Source organism: Aeromonas sp. R5-3 (assembly GCF_040908225.1).
Taxonomy (GTDB): Bacteria; Pseudomonadota; Gammaproteobacteria; order Enterobacterales; family Aeromonadaceae; genus Aeromonas; species Aeromonas dhakensis.
Genome location: NZ_JBFODH010000018.1, coordinates 110,383 through 124,919 on the forward strand (window position 1 = coordinate 110,383; position 14,537 = coordinate 124,919).

The 14,537-nt window shown below is 57.3% G+C and carries 10 protein-coding genes; 9 read left to right on the forward strand and 1 reads right to left on the reverse strand.

The features are described 5' to 3' along the window. The first annotated feature begins 29 nt into the window (after positions 1 to 29). The 7 genes from AB5Y95_RS08860 (at position 30) to AB5Y95_RS08890 (ending at position 11,255) form a co-directional block, all read left to right on the forward strand. Positions 30 to 1,991, forward strand: a complete 1,962-nt coding sequence (locus tag AB5Y95_RS08860) for a polysaccharide biosynthesis protein (protein WP_368160650.1) — start codon at positions 30 to 32, stop codon at positions 1,989 to 1,991. A 30-nt stretch (positions 1,992 to 2,021) separates the two neighbouring features. Beyond that, entirely contained in the window at positions 2,022 to 2,918 is an 897-nt protein-coding gene (gene rfbD, locus AB5Y95_RS08865) for a dTDP-4-dehydrorhamnose reductase (protein ID WP_368160652.1), read from the forward strand. A 20-nt stretch (positions 2,919 to 2,938) separates the two neighbouring features. Continuing rightward, positions 2,939 to 3,478 carry a dTDP-4-dehydrorhamnose 3,5-epimerase gene (gene rfbC / locus AB5Y95_RS08870; protein ID WP_244366863.1) on the forward strand — a complete coding sequence of 180 codons (540 nt, stop codon included), beginning with the start codon at positions 2,939 to 2,941 and terminating at the stop codon, positions 3,476 to 3,478. Positions 3,479 to 3,497: 19 nt separating this feature from the next. Next, the gene (locus AB5Y95_RS08875; protein WP_368160653.1) at positions 3,498 to 4,580 is read left to right on the forward strand and encodes an LPS O-antigen chain length determinant protein WzzB; all 1,083 of its coding nucleotides are present in this window, start codon (positions 3,498 to 3,500) and stop codon (positions 4,578 to 4,580) included. A 110-nt stretch (positions 4,581 to 4,690) separates the two neighbouring features. Beyond that, on the forward strand, positions 4,691 to 6,406 hold the full coding sequence (locus AB5Y95_RS08880; protein ID WP_042008500.1) for a PglL family O-oligosaccharyltransferase: 1,716 nt from the start codon (positions 4,691 to 4,693) through the stop codon (positions 6,404 to 6,406). A 132-nt stretch (positions 6,407 to 6,538) separates the two neighbouring features. Beyond that, complete coding sequence (locus tag AB5Y95_RS08885; protein WP_017765643.1) at positions 6,539 to 7,192, forward strand: YceH family protein; 654 nt, start codon at positions 6,539 to 6,541, stop codon at positions 7,190 to 7,192. Positions 7,193 to 7,415: 223 nt separating this feature from the next. Beyond that, a complete protein-coding gene (locus tag AB5Y95_RS08890; protein ID WP_368160655.1) occupies positions 7,416 to 11,255 on the forward strand; it encodes a DEAD/DEAH box helicase in 3,840 nt (1,279 codons plus the stop codon). 114 nt (positions 11,256 to 11,369) lie between these two features. Here the strand turns inward: AB5Y95_RS08890 and AB5Y95_RS08895 are convergent, their stop codons facing one another. Then, complete coding sequence (locus tag AB5Y95_RS08895) at positions 11,370 to 12,263, reverse strand: DNA replication terminus site-binding protein (protein WP_017765641.1); 894 nt, start codon at positions 12,261 to 12,263, stop codon at positions 11,370 to 11,372. 504 nt (positions 12,264 to 12,767) lie between these two features. On the opposite strand from AB5Y95_RS08895, the gene AB5Y95_RS08900 reads away from it, so the two are divergent. Both AB5Y95_RS08900 and astE read left to right on the forward strand, forming a co-directional pair. Next, a complete protein-coding gene (locus tag AB5Y95_RS08900) occupies positions 12,768 to 12,977 on the forward strand; it encodes a DUF1127 domain-containing protein (protein ID WP_005302810.1) in 210 nt (69 codons plus the stop codon). Positions 12,978 to 13,260: 283 nt separating this feature from the next. Then, positions 13,261 to 14,286 carry a succinylglutamate desuccinylase gene (gene astE / locus AB5Y95_RS08905; protein ID WP_368160657.1) on the forward strand — a complete coding sequence of 342 codons (1,026 nt, stop codon included), beginning with the start codon at positions 13,261 to 13,263 and terminating at the stop codon, positions 14,284 to 14,286. The last annotated feature ends 251 nt before the right edge of the window (positions 14,287 to 14,537 follow it).

Here is a 14,537-nt window from a genome sequence, read left to right on the forward strand (position 1 = left end):
CATCGTTATTTTTACCATGGGGTGTAATAATGTTGGCATCATTTTTTGGCATTCCACGCTTATATAAGCGAGTCATCAGTGTGCTTGCTGATACGGTCTTGCTATCGCTGGCTTTTTGGGGAGGGTTTTGGGTTAGGCTGGATGATGCTATACCCATTAAAAGTGTTCTACACTGGCAGGCGCTGGCATTATTAGTACCAATAACAATCTTCATTTTTATGCGGTTAGGATTATATCGAGCTGTTCTGCGTTACGTTGGTTTTAAAGTACTTTGGACAGTTGTACTAGGTGTCTTCATTTCGACGATGCTATTAGTCATGCTTGGTTTCTTCTTCACAGTTTCTCTTCCAAGAACTGTTCCTATAATCTACTTTGCGTTTGCAATCTTGCTTATAGGTGGGACCAGACTATTTTTCAGAATGTTGATCAACCGTGGAAATAAATCTCGTACGCCTGTAATTATATATGGCGCCGGATCCTCTGGTCGTCAGCTGCAACAGGCCTTGAGCCAAGGGCAAGAATTTTTTACTGTGGCATTTGTTGATGACTCTAAAAGTTTGGCAAAGACGACTATTCAGGGAATAAATGTATATTCCCCGAATCTGATTTCATATTTGATTGAGCGATTTGATATCAAAAAAGTGTTACTGGCAATCCCTAGTGCTTCTCGTTCGGTACGCCAAGAGGTCATTCGGCGTTTAGAGCATTTTCCTTGTGAGGTTCTGTCCATTCCTGGCATGGCTGATCTTGTTGATGGAAAAGCTCTTATTGATGAATTGAAGGACGTTTCTATAGAAGACTTATTAGGACGGGATCCAGTCGCTCCAATTCCAGAACTGATGAATGCAAACATAACTGGAAAACGTGTCATGGTGACCGGAGCTGGTGGGTCTATTGGTTCTGAGTTATGTCGTCAGATTATTTGCTGTAAACCCAGTAAGCTCGTTCTTTTTGAGTTATCAGAGTATGCTCTGTATGCAATCGATAAAGAGCTAAACGAAATTTGTCAAGATGAAGGTATTGAATTAGAAATAGTTCCTCTCTTGGGGTCTGTACAGCGACAGAACCGATTGGTCACTATTATGAATAATTTTCAGATTCAGACTGTTTACCATGCTGCTGCTTACAAACATGTCCCGTTGGTGGAGTACAATGTTGTCGAAGGGGTTCGGAATAATATTTTTGGCACGCTTTATAGCGCTCAGGCCGCTATCGCTGCTGGAGTAGAGACTTTTGTTCTCATCTCTACTGATAAAGCAGTTCGTCCCACAAATACTATGGGGGCGACTAAGCGCTTAGCTGAGTTAGCATTACAAGCATTGGCTTCAGCACAAAGCAAAACTCGCTTTTGTATGGTTCGATTTGGAAATGTTTTAGGTTCCTCAGGGTCTGTTGTGCCTCTTTTTAGGAGGCAGATTAGAACTGGTGGGCCTATTACGGTGACTCACCCTGATATTATTCGTTATTTTATGACTATTCCTGAGGCTGCGCAGCTGGTTATCCAAGCGGGGGCAATGGGATGTGGCGGAGATGTATTTGTACTTGACATGGGTCAGCCTGTTAAAATAATTGAGCTGGCGCATAGAATGATACGTCTAAGTGGTCTCTCTTTAAAAAATGAAAAGAATCCTGCTGGAGATATAGAGGTTAAAATTACAGGGCTTCGTCCTGGTGAGAAATTGTACGAGGAACTTCTCATCGGTGACAACGTATCTGGCACACATCATCCAAGAATAATGAAGGCGAATGAAAGTATGCTGCCTTGGACCGAGCTGAGAGTGCTGTTGACAAAAATTGATACTGCTTGTCATGAATTCGATCATGAGCAACTCCGATATTTGTTGTTGGAGGCGCCAGCTGCATTTACACCAACCGATGGTATTTGTGATTTGGTATGGAAAGCGAGAACTGAGTTGGGAACTAATGCAGCTTCACCAACTCTGACAGAAATTGAATTCTTAAACACTGAAATCCATCGTTCCATTCATTGAACTATAAGTATTTAATAAAACACATATACAATGAATCATCATTCATTAATACTGTTGTTGGGGGGCGCAGGGCAACTTGGGTTGAGTCTTTTCCAGTTGGCAGGAGAAGAATACATTTTGTTGCCCAAGCGAACGGATGTAGAGCTGCTTTACCCTGATCGATTAGCTCACTTGGTAACAAGATTACGGCCTGCAGTTGTTATTAACGCAGCCGCTTATACATCTGTGGAACAGGCCGAAATTGAATCTGAATTGGCGTATAAAATCAACACAGAATCTGTAGATATATTGGCCAAGGCGGCTAAAAATGTCGGGGCTTTGTTGGTTCACTTTTCTACAGATTATGTATTTGATGGCAGTGGTCATAAGCCATGGTGTGAGAATGATAAGCCTGCTCCTTTGAACGTCTATGGTTTGAGCAAATGGCAAGGTGAACAAGCCATTATAGCAAGTGGATGCCGGCGATTGATATTGCGCACAAGTTGGTTGCACAGTCCTTATAGATCAAACTTTCTTAAAACGATGTTGAACTTGGCTCCGAGCCATTCGTCCCTTCAAATAGTTTGTGATCAAATCGGTGCTCCTACATCGGCTCGGATGTTGGCTGAAGCTACCTTTAGTGCAATCAGTCAGACGCTGGCTAATCCATTACTTGAGGGAACTTATCACGTCGTCGCGAGTGGACACGTCAGCTGGTATGAATATGCTACATTAATTTTTCAGGAGGCTTTCCATTCCGGTATGCTAAGTTGTAGACCCTCGATTGTTCCTGTAGCAAGTAGGTATTATGAGAGTAAGGTACGAAGGCCATTGAACTCGAGACTAGATAATAAGTTGTTTAGTGACACTTTTGGATTTAATTTCTCTCCTTGGGAGGAGGGAGTAGTGGAAACTATTCGACAGCTTTCTATTAATAAATCAGCGTAATCCTATCAAGGCACAGTTGGATGACATTCGAATCATTATGTATTCCTGATGTAATACTCATTTATCATGCGATCCACAAGGATGAGCGTGGCCAGTTGATGGAGCTATTTCGTCAACGTGAGTTTATGAAGTATTGTGGTGATTATACATTCGTACAGGATAATATCAGTCACTCTCGGCAAGGAACATTACGTGGTCTGCATTATCAGATAGCGCAGCCACAGGGCAAGCTTGTTCAAGTTATCTCTGGTTCGGTTTTCGATGTGGTCGTTGATTTGCGCAAAGAAAGCAGAACCTATGGAGCATGGGCTGGACAACACCTAGGTAGTGACAAGCCAATGTCGCTTTGGGTTCCTCCGGGATTTGCCCATGGTTTCTATGTGCAGAGCGAACAGGCTGTAGTGCTCTACAAATGTACCGACTATTACAGTCCAGATAATGAACGAATTCTAAATTGGGCTGACCCTGTGCTGAATATTGACTGGCCTATCATGAAAAATTCTCCATTGTTCATATCTGAGAAAGATCGCCAAGCACCTTTTATTAATTCACTTAACTGATTAGGAAGAAAATGTCGCCATGACTAATAAAGAAATTACCAACCAGTCCGAGATGCCTATTCCACATAGCTGGAAGCCCACCTCTGACGACTTTGATTTACATGAGCTATTGTTGCTATTGTGGCAGCAGAAAATGATTGTAATACTGATGGTCGGCGTATTTTTCCTCGCAGGACTATGTTACGCTTTTTTTGCTCCTCAAGTCTGGATTAGTCAGGCGGAAATAAAGCAGCCGACCCTTAAAGAGATCGAATCTCTTGAGCTGAAAATTGCCCAGCTAGCGGGGGCTCAGATACCTACAACAGCCTTTGCTATTTTTGATAAAAAATCTCTTTACAATGATTTTTTGAACAGTTTTAACAGCTTTAATAATAAGCGCCGGTTTTTGACCGACGAAGGGTATTTGGATGCCGAAGCAACACGGTTGGGTATCACTGATGAGCGCACGAAGCGTTTACTATTGGCGAAAATGGCTGATGGTATTAATGCTAGATTGTCAGATAAGTTGAGCGACAACACAACGTTATCCTTTTCGGCTAGCACGGCAGCAGAGGCTGAGCAGCGCCTCGAAAAATACATCGATTTTATTCAGCAGCAGGAATTAGCCGTAAAAAATCAGGAGCTGGATACTATTTGGAGGAACCAGCTAAAAATGTTAGATACCCAGTTCGAGAGTGTGAAGAACGATACGTTGATGCAGTTGCAGGATGATTTATTGAGAACTGAATACAGCCTGCGTATCACCAAGGCTGCGGGAATCGAAGAACCTGTTCAGAACTTGCAAGATCAAGGTAGCTTGCCCATTGATCTCGGGGCAAAGGCTTTAGCAGAGAAGCTCAAGGTACTTAAGGAGATCAAGAACCCCGAGTTCATGAACCCGACCCTCGGTAATCTGCGCTTGCAACGGAACTCTCTTAAGGTACTTAGGCTTGGCGAGCAGCCATTTCAATCTTTCTCCTACCTCTCTTCCCCAAGCGAGCCTTTGAGCCGTGACAAACCCAAGCGTCCTCTGGTAGTCGTGCTGGCCACCTTGCTTGGCGGTATGCTGGGGATCGGCATCGTACTGGCTCGGCATGCTTTTCGCCGGCCAGAACAGGTATGATGACAAAATGAAATAAGAAACGGGGGGCTATGGCCCCCCTTTTTTTGATGTTTGCATCAGCGCCACTGACGTATGAACATTGCTCAACAACATAAAGGGGATCAAGGAAGATGACCAATACGGGTCTCTTTGCTGCCGTCAGCGCGCTGTACTGGTTGCTGGGCATGCATTTTTTCATGCACAACCCCGGTGGGGCCGGGCTCTATCTGCCGTTCAACGCCTGGGGCTGGATCTTCGCCAGTCTGGTCATCGGATTGGGGCTGTGGCGGGTGACTTTGCAGCAGCGGCTAGTGTTCTCCTCGTTGCAGGGCTGGCTCTGGCTCGGGGGATTGTTGCTGCTGCTGCCCATGGCCTATCCCGGCTTTGAACTGAAAGACTATGCCATTCCCCGTTTGCTAGGGCTGTTCGCCGGTCTGCTGTTTCTGTTCTGTCTCTATCAATGGCAACTGGCGCGGGCATCCCGTGACCGACTGCTCTATCTGCTGCTGGGGGCGGTGGCCATCGAGGCGCTGCTGGGCCTGGTGCAGTACTACCTGCTGGTGCCGGGCAACTGGATCGGCTATGACACCCACGTCAACCGCCCCTACGGTATCTTTCAACAACCCAATGTGATGGCCAGTTTCATGGCGACCGGGCTTGCGCTGGCCAGCTGGCTGGAGCTGCGTGGCAATCCCCATGTCTGGCTGCGTGGGTTGCGCTACGGGGTGATCCTGGCTGCCAGCCTGCTGTTGGTGGTGCTGCAATCCCGGGTGGGGCAGTTGGGTGGCTTGCTGGCGCTGCTCCTGCTGGTGACCGAGCTGCGTCGGCATCGTCTGCTGGCCAGGGTGCTGGTGCTGGTCGCGCTCGGCATCTTGCTGGGGGTTGCCTCCCAATACTGGATTGACGGCCTCAGGCGTGGGCTGGAGGCCTATCAATCCGGCGGCATGCGCTCCATCTACTGGCCCTATGCCGCCAAGCTGATTGGCCAGTCTCCCTGGGTGGGCTGGGGCTACGGCAGCTTTGAAACCACCTTCCTCCATCACTACATGGCCGACAAGGCGCTGAACCCGGCCATGGTGCAGATCGAATACAACCTCGATCACCCCCACAACGAGTTCCTCTACTGGGCGGTAGAGGGGGGGATAGCCCCCATGCTGGGTATGCTGCTGATGGGCGCTGCCCTGCTGTGGCGGGCGAGCCGGGCCGGCTGGCGCAAGGGCACAGCCCTGCTGGCACTGGTGACTCCGATCCTGCTGCACACCCAGACCGAATACCCGCTTTACCACGCCATCGCGCTCTGGTGGGCCTTGCTGATGTTGGTGTACGTGCTGGACGCGGAAGTGGAGGAGGAGCTGCTTGAGGCAGGACGAGCCAGCTGGCGCGAGCATGTCTACCGCCCCTGGCTGTTGTTGCGTTTTACCGCCATTGCCATCCCCCTGTTGGTGGTGCCCTTCATGCTGACGGCGCTGCACACCGCCTGGGTGGTGACCAAGTACGAGCGCGGCGGCTACAAGGAGCCGACCCTGCTGCTCGATGTCATCAATCCCATGGCCTGGTTGACCCGGGTGGAGTTTGACGTCAATTCGGTGCGGCTGACGGTGGGCCTCCAGAGCAACAACAAGGCGGAGCTGGAGGCCTATCTAGAGTGGGGGCAAGCCTTCGTGCGCCACACGCCGAGGGCCAATATCTACGCCAACATGGTGATCGCGCTGGATGCGCTGGGACGCAAAGAGGAGGCACGGGCCCTGCGCAGCGAAGCGCTGGCACTCTATCCGGCAGATCCCTTGCTGACCGGCACGGCCGCTAAATCCGTGGCCACGGCGCTGGAGCGCAAACCCTCCTCCTGACGGTGGCGGGGCGGTTGCGCGATGTTTCATCAACTGCCCCATCGCCTCGCAAAAATGGTGGCCACTGCTGGACGGCAGGGGCGCCATGGCTAAGATAGTGGCCTCAACGTCTTGCTTAGTAGGGAGTATGAAATGGAGTTAGTGCTTGGCCCGTTGGAGGCCCGCGTGATCGGCTGTCTGATCGAAAAAGAGATCTGCACCCCGGATCAATACCCCCTCTCTCTCAATGCGCTGGTCAACGCCTGCAACCAGAAGAGCAACCGCGAGCCGGTGCTCGAGCTGTCCGAGCTCGACATCCGGGCCGTGGTGGATGAGCTGATCCGCAAGCGGCTGGTGGTCAATACCGCCGGCTTCAACGCCCGGGTTCCCCGTTATCAACACCGCTTCTGCAACACCGAGTTCGGCGAGCTGAAGTTCACCGCCCAGGAGCTCGGCATTATCTGCGAGCTGCTGCTGCGCGGCCCGCAGACGCCGGGTGAACTGCGCTCACGCACCAACCGGCTGTGCAGCTTCGATGACGTGACCGAGGTGGATGCGGTGCTGGCAACCCTCATCGAGCGTGGCCCCTATGTGGTCAAGCTGCCGCGCGAGCCGGGCAAGCGGGAGTCCCGTTACGCCCACCTGTTCAGCGGCGAGGTGGATCTGCAGGCGCTGGCCGAGGCGGCCCCCGTCGGCAACTATGCATCGCCGGCGGCGGACAGGCTGAGTGCGCTGGAAGAGGAGGTCGAGAGCCTCAAGGCGCAGCTGCAGGCGCTGGCCGAGCGTCTGGCCCGGCTGGAAGGCTGACGCCAGAACAGGATCTTTTCCAAGAGGCGCTACGGCGCCTTTTTTTATGGCCGAGTTTCCCCGTCAGGGCTGCGGGGGCGGCAATGACGGGTTGTCTGCGTCCCGTCGTCATGGTCGGCCCGACCAGCAGGCGCCAGCTTTTTTGCGTTATTTCGCGCTTAAGGGTCGAGCCGCAGTCGCTTTCCCGTTAAAATTCCGCTTTTGCACCGGCCCGTGAGTCTCGATGTCTGCGTCCACTCTCTCTTCAGATTGTTATGCCCTGCTTGGCGAGCTGCAGTTGCAGCGCACCGCCAGTACCCGCTATTTGCAAGAACAACTGCCATCTGGACAGGCCCTGCCGGATCGGCTCGGTCAGTTGCAGCAGCAGGGGCTGGTTCGCCAGCGCGGGGAGCAGCAGTGGAGCCTGACGGCGGAGGGGACGCTGGCACTCATCCTGGCGGTGCGCCGCGGCGACTGCCCCATGCCGAACTGGGCACGGGTGCCGTCGGTCACCGGTCAGGAGATGGCCCAGGCGCTGGTGCGCGAGCTCTGTCTGGGAGAGGCCGGGCAAGTACCCGCTTACTATCTGGCGGCCGACCTGCTGAGTCTGCTCGATCTGCCCGACGCCCAGCTGCTGCTGGCCGGCTCGAGCCCGCAGTGGCAGCGGTTGCTGATGCAGCACTTTGCCCTGCAGACCCTGCTCGATGCCGAGCCCCACCCGCAGTGGCCGCTCACCCCGCTTGCCCAGCACTGTGCGCCCGAGCTGTCCGGTCTGACCGAGGGCTTTTCCGCCGAGTGGCAATGGCTCTGCGGCGAGCCGAGCGGGGAAGCGACCACTCACTGGCCCGCCCTGCAGCAGTTGGCGGAGCAGGAAGACGAGCAGCCGCTGGCCGAGCGCCTGCTGGCTGCGCTGGGTGCCTGGCAGGCGTCAGCGGACGCGACGGGCGCGGGTCAGTGGCCTGCCACCTTCAGTGCCCTGCTCTGGCTGGGCTGGTTGCAGCAGGCGGATCCCGTGCTGGCCAGCGAGCAGCGCAAGAAGTGGCTGCGCACTTTGGCCAATCAGTTCCCCCTGCTGGCCGATCTGCTGGGACAGTGGGCAGGGGAGCGCCACGGCCAGGCGGTCGGGCTGTTCGACACCCTGCAACTGCCGCTGGAGGAGCTCCATTGGGGTTACCTCTGGCTCGATCTCTGTGCGCTGGCCCGGCACGGCGAGCAGAGTCCCCAGGTGGCCATCCTGCACAAGTGGGATCTCTCCCACGTGCTGGAGGCCGCGCCCCGTCACCGCTTGATGGCCTTCTGCCAGGATCTGCTGCGCCTGCTGCTGGGGCAGGGGGCAGAACGCGCCCCGCTGCAGCAGCTGCGGGCCGCCGGGCCGGATGAGCAGGGGAGTGCGTCTGAGGATGAGGAGAAGGCTCCCGCCTCGGCCAGCTGGCTCAACTGGCTGCAGGGACTGGGCCGCTCCAGCGGCGTGCGCAAACCGCAGGAGCGGCTGGTCTGGCTGCTTCACGCCGAAGGGCCTGAGCTCGAGTGCAAGATCCAGAAACAGAGCACCAAGGGGGAGTGGACCGCCGGTCGCCGGGTCGATCCCGCCCTGCTCTCCACCCAGTACGCCGCCCTGCTCGATGAAGAGGATTGGGCGCTGGTGCGTACCCTGCCGCGCAACATGGGGCGGCTGCCGCGCGAGGTGTGGGCGCCGCTGGCCAACCACTCCCGTTTGTTCAATGCCAGAGGGCAGAAGCTGCAGCTCGCCATCACGGCGCCACTGCTGCAGATCGTGGCCACCGAGCAGGGCATGGGGGCCGTGTTGAGCCCGGCTGCAGCCGCACGAGGGGCGCACATACTGCCGCTTGCGCAGGATCTGTGGCAGCTCATCCTCACCCCCCAGGCTCTGCAGGATCGCCTGCCGGCGCTGGAGGCCATTCCCGACCTGCCGGCCGAGGGGCTGGCGGAGTTGCAACGCACCCTGGATGCCATCCCGGATCTGCCCTGGCACAGCCAGGTGGCGGGGCTGCACGGCAATGCCGAGCTGACGCCCTGGCCCGGAGTGGCCTCGGTGCAGCTCGACTGGCAGGATGGCCAGCTGGCGGTCAGGCTGGTGACCCGCTTCGAGGAGCTGCCGCCGCTGCCCCTTGGCAAGGGGGAGGCCATCGTGCGCCAGGGGATCAAGGATTATCACTATTGGCAGCGGGATCTGGCGGCCGAGCGGGGCGAGGCCCAGCTGCTGCGCAACCAGCTGCCCATCGAGCTGCCCGGCAGCGAATGGCGGCTCGAGGGGGAGCAGGCACTGGCGCTGGTCAACGCCTTGCCTGAGCTGGTGGATGCCGGCGTGGTCATTCACTGGCATCAGGACAGCGCGCGTTTGAAGAGCCTCGATGAGGCGGCGCTGAGCCTGCGCATCGAGCGGCGTCAGGACTGGTTCCAGGTGGAGGGGGCCCTCTCCCTCGATGAACACCAGATCCTCGATTTGCGCCTGATCCTGCGCCAGCTGACGCCGGGCCAGCGCACCGTCCAGCTCGACGAGAAGACCAGCCTGATGCTGAGCGACAAGCTGGTGGAGCGGCTCACCATGCTGGGGGCCATGCTGGATGACGAGCAGCGCATCAACAACAAGCTGGCCTATCCGCTCACCCGGCTGCTCTCCGTCATCACCACCGAGGGGGATGCCGCCTGGCAGAACCTCCAGCAGGAGTGGCAACAGGAGGTGGCGTGCCCGGACGAGTTGATGGGGCCGCTGCGGGACTATCAGAAAGAGGGGGTGCGCTGGCTGGCGACCCTGGCCCATCACGGTTTCGGTGCCTGTCTGGCCGATGACATGGGGCTGGGCAAGACATTGCAGGCCCTCATCGTGCTGCGCATGCGCCAGCATCTTGGGCCGGCCCTGGTGGTGGTACCCAAGTCAGTGGTCACCAACTGGCAGGAGGAGGTGGCCCGCTTCGCCCCCGAGCTGGAGGTGGTGGTGTTCGACAATCCCGCCGAGCGGGAGGGGATGGTGCGCGAGGCCAGGGCGGGGCAGATCATCCTGCTCAACTACGGTATGCTCGGCAGCCTGGCGGAGGCGCTCAAGTCGCGGCGTTGGTCCAGCATGGTGCTGGATGAGGCCCAGCAGATCAAGAACGCCGGTACCCAGCGGGCCAAGCTGCTGTTCCAGCTCGACGGGGATTTTCGGCTCGCCCTCTCCGGCACCCCCATCGAGAACCATCTGGGGGAGCTGTGGAGTCTCTTCACCTTCATCAACCCGGGGCTGCTCGGCAGCCTCGGCGAGTTCAAGCGCCGCTTTGGCAAGGCGGTCAAGGATCCCCAGCACATGGCGCTGCTGCGGGCGGTGATCAGCCCCTTCATCCTGCGCCGGCTCAAGCACCAGGTGCTGACCGAGCTGCCGGACAAGACCGAGATCATCCACCACATCAGCCTCTCCCCGGCGGAGCGCCAGCTCTACGAGGCGACCCGGCGCGAAGTGGTGCAGCAGGTGCAAAGTGCCGATGGTCGCGCCCTGATGCACGTGCTGAGCGGCCTGACCCGGCTGCGCCGGCTCTGCTGCTCGCCCCAGCTGGTGATGCCGGAGTGGGCAGAGGCCAGCAGCAAGCTGGACGAGGCGATGGCGCTGCTGGAGGAGGCCATCGACGGTGGTCATCGGGTGCTGGTGTTCAGCCAGTTCGTCGATCTGCTGAGCCTGCTGCGCACCCGCATCGAGCAGCGGCAGTGGGATTATTGCTATCTGGATGGTGGCTGCTCGGCCAAGGCGCGGCAGGATTCCATCCTGCGCTTTCGCCACGAAGCGGTGCCGCTGTTTCTCATCAGCCTCAAGGCGGGGGGCACTGGGCTCAACCTGACCCAGGCCGATACCGTGCTGCACCTGGACCCCTGGTGGAACCCGGCGGTGGAGGATCAGGCGAGCGACCGGGCCCACCGCATGGGGCAGACCCAGCCGGTGACCGTCTATCGCCTGGTGTGCGAGCAGACGGTGGAGGAGAAGATTGTCGCCCTGCACGATGAGAAGCGGGCGCTGGCCGATGGCCTGCTGAGCGGCCAGTCGGAAGTGCGCGGGCTGGATGTGGAGAGCCTGCGGGCCCTGCTGATGAGCTGACGAGGGGCTGACACGGCGCAAGAAACAAGGGGGAGCATCCTGTGATGCTCCCCCTTGTTGTTGGGTGATACGGGCGGTGAGCTGAGTGGGTTGTGCCTGGTGGGCAAGGCCCCCTTACCCCTGATAGAGGTAGAGGTGGAGTCGCTCTATGACGGGCTCGCCGCCAATCTTGCGATCCCGCCTGGCCTGGCGCAGCTTGGGCGGGTAGTGTCCCAGATGGGTGACGGCCGGCTGGCTGTCCGCGCAGAGCAACAGAGGTAGGCTTGCCTTGATCTGCTGCTTGCGGGGCTCCCGATCCAGCCAGAGCAGGTTGATCATGGGGTGGGTCTTGACCGGGCGGCGGATCCGAAGCTCTGCATCCGCCGGCAGGCGGCGGATATCGTAAACCTCCTGATCCACCATCTTGCTCCACTCCTCGTTGTCCGACAGCGCCGGGACATAGCGGCGGCTGCGCTCCAGCATCTCCAGCACCTGCTCGCGGCTGAGGCGGTTGATGCTCTGCTTGTCGGCCCAGGTAAAGCCCAGCGAATGCAGGTCACCCTCCAGCAGGGTCAGTTTGCGATAGACCTGCAGGGTGATGACCCCGGGCAGCGCCCTGTGTACCAGCTCGAACTTCTCGTCCCGGCTGCCCGCCTGCTGTACCAGGGCCTTGAAGGTGAGCTTGCACTCATTGATCTCGTCGATCAGCGGTCGCAGCAGCGGGGCGCTGGCGGCGGGCAAGCGCAGCCAGCCCGGCAGGCGATGGGTGGCCTTGGTGGAGCAGCCGGCGCGGGCACTGTGATCCCGATAGGCGGCCAGGGTGGCGGCCAGCGCCTCTTCACCATCGAGGTAGCCCACCGTGATGGTGTCGATGGGCTCGTGCTCCTCTCCCTGCGCGACGGCGGGCAGGGGATAGACGTGGGCTTCCAGCAGCTCCAGCTGCGTCAATTGATCCGCCAGCCTGGCCAGCGCCTCTTCGAGCCGCTCCATCTGTTGGCGCAAGGCGGCGGTGGGGGTGAATGTCTCCATCGGCATATCCTGTGTCGCCCTTGCCGGCCCATGGGGTGGGAAACGGCAAGGCGGTAAAGGTACTGTATAAATAACCATATCAGCCCTGTGTATGCGTGCCAAGTGGGAGCAAGAGGCGGGCAAGGCGATGGGTCACTGGAAGGTAACTGTGGTGTATCAACGTGTTAATTGAAGATCAATGAAAGATCTCTTCATTAACAACTGAATGTAAACAGCCGGTTGACCCTGCTTTTTGCCAAGGACGGGAGTGCATAGCCAGCAGAGGAAACTGCATAGTTAGAAGGGAGCCATGCAGGAGAATATGCTGCAGCCTTTCATCAGGCCCAGAAAAGGTTTGTTAGTCTTTTATAATCAGTATCTTATGATTGTCTCGCCGCGGACATCAACCATTAGTTTTACTAATGTCTGCTATCAAAATTCGTCAATTGAGTCGGCCATACCCCCTGACTAAGCTTTGCGCAACAAATTTGCACCCGCGCAGACACCCTACAGAGGAGCCATATCATGGCCAACATGACTTATACCGCCGCCGGTTACCAGCATTCCAGCCAACTGAATCTGGTTGCTCGCGTCAAAATGACCGTACTGACCTGGCTGGAACGCAGCCGCAGCCGTCGCCAGCTCTCCGAGCTGCCCGAATACCTGCTCAAGGACATCGGTCTGAACGAAGCCGATCGTTATCAAGAGACCACCAAGCCGTTCTGGCGTGGTTGATCTGCCGGGCAAGGATGCCTCGTTTTTTTGCTGATCCACGGTCGCAAACCGCCACCGTCACGGGTTGATGGATTGCCCTGTTCATCAGCTGCTTCACGCTGATCGCTTTACCCCATTTCTTTCCTCGCGGCTCTGTGCCAATTTCTCTCTGTTCCCCACGCCCCGATCCTGCTCCCGCTCAAACTTGTAACATTACTGTTTGAATTTGTTTAAAAATTGATTTTAAGCCGAAGCGCCTTGCGTATAATCCGCCCATAGCGTTCCTGACAAAAGGGTGAGATGGATGATTCCCCAGCATGACTTTTTGGCCCTGACCCGCCGCCACGAGTGGCAGCTTGAGCCGTTCTCATTTGATCTGCCGGATGGTGCTCGCGCGAGTGTGTGGGATACGGGGGTGCTCTGCCTGGAGCCTGCCAGCGGTGCCGGCGACCTGCCGGGTGGGCGCAAGGATATCGTGCTCTCCTGCGGCGTCCACGGCAACGAAACCGCGCCCATCGAGATCTGCAACCAGCTGCTGACTCGCCTGCTCTGCGGTGAGCTCAAGGCCCGCCATCGGGTACTGTTCCTGTTCGGCAACCCGGCAGCCATGAACCTGGGTGTGCGGGAAGTGGAGGAGAACATGAACCGGCTCTTCTCCGGCGCCCACAGCAAGGGGGAGGGGCTGTGCAACCAGGAGCGGATCCGCGCCATGCGCCTCGAGCAGTATGTGAGCCGCTTCTTTGCCGACGCGGCCAGGCCTCGCTACCACTACGATCTGCACACCGCCATTCGCGGCTCGCGCCACGAGAAGTTTGCCGTCTACCCCTTCCCCCACGAGCGGCCTCACTGCAAGGAGCAGGTACAGTTTCTCGGTGCCTGCGGCGTGCGCACCATTCTGCTCTCCAGCGGCCCCACCACCACCTTCAGCTATTACAGCTCCCATCACCATGGCGCTCACGCCTTCACGGTGGAGCTGGGCAAGGTGCGCCCGTTCGGCGAGAACGACATGACCCGTTTCATCGAAACCCGGCAGGCGCTGCAGGATCTGGTGACCCGGGATGAGGTGGAGCTGGAGCCCTGGCGAGCGGATGACTTCACCATCTTTGCCATCGATCGGGTGATCAACAAACGCTCGGAGCAGTTTCGTTTCCTGTTTGCCAGCGATGTGGACAATTTCACCGAATTTCCCCAGGGTTTCGTGCTGGCCGAGGATGGCGAACTGCGCTACACGGTAGAGAAACCGCGGGAGGCGGTGGTGTTCCCCAACGCCAACGTGGCCATCGGCCAGCGCACCGTGTTGCTGGTGGTGCCGACCCGGCTGTGGGAGTAACCCGGCGCGACCCCTGATGACAATCTCAGGCTGCCGCCGGCCTTGCCGGCCGTGCAGCTCGGAGCGGGAGCCCCTGATGCTCCCGTCCCGCCCTGACAGGGAGCCCGATGCGGCTCCCTGTTTCGTTTTCTTTCAGCCGAAAAATCCAGCTTCTTTCTGAAATTAAAGAAGTTTCTACTGGTCTTACCTGGCTAAATCTCATTGCCCTTTGGTTAACAATCTATTTACATTCAAGGGGTCACCTCATGGTG

What these genes read in the sequence shown, in the direction of transcription:
- AB5Y95_RS08860 (WP_368160650.1), top strand. Translation starts at nt 30, where the DNA reads ATGTTGGCATCATTTTTTGGCATTCCACGCTTATATAAGCGAGTCATC.
- rfbD (WP_368160652.1), top strand. Translation starts at nt 2,022, where the DNA reads ATGAATCATCATTCATTAATACTGTTGTTGGGGGGCGCAGGGCAACTT.
- rfbC (WP_244366863.1), top strand. Translation starts at nt 2,939, where the DNA reads ATGACATTCGAATCATTATGTATTCCTGATGTAATACTCATTTATCAT.
- AB5Y95_RS08875 (WP_368160653.1), top strand. Translation starts at nt 3,498, where the DNA reads ATGACTAATAAAGAAATTACCAACCAGTCCGAGATGCCTATTCCACAT.
- AB5Y95_RS08880 (WP_042008500.1), top strand. Translation starts at nt 4,691, where the DNA reads ATGACCAATACGGGTCTCTTTGCTGCCGTCAGCGCGCTGTACTGGTTG.
- AB5Y95_RS08885 (WP_017765643.1), top strand. Translation starts at nt 6,539, where the DNA reads ATGGAGTTAGTGCTTGGCCCGTTGGAGGCCCGCGTGATCGGCTGTCTG.
- AB5Y95_RS08890 (WP_368160655.1), top strand. Translation starts at nt 7,416, where the DNA reads ATGTCTGCGTCCACTCTCTCTTCAGATTGTTATGCCCTGCTTGGCGAG.
- AB5Y95_RS08895 (WP_017765641.1), bottom strand. Translation starts at nt 12,263, where the DNA reads ATGGAGACATTCACCCCCACCGCCGCCTTGCGCCAACAGATGGAGCGG.
- AB5Y95_RS08900 (WP_005302810.1), top strand. Translation starts at nt 12,768, where the DNA reads ATGGCCAACATGACTTATACCGCCGCCGGTTACCAGCATTCCAGCCAA.
- astE (WP_368160657.1), top strand. Translation starts at nt 13,261, where the DNA reads ATGATTCCCCAGCATGACTTTTTGGCCCTGACCCGCCGCCACGAGTGG.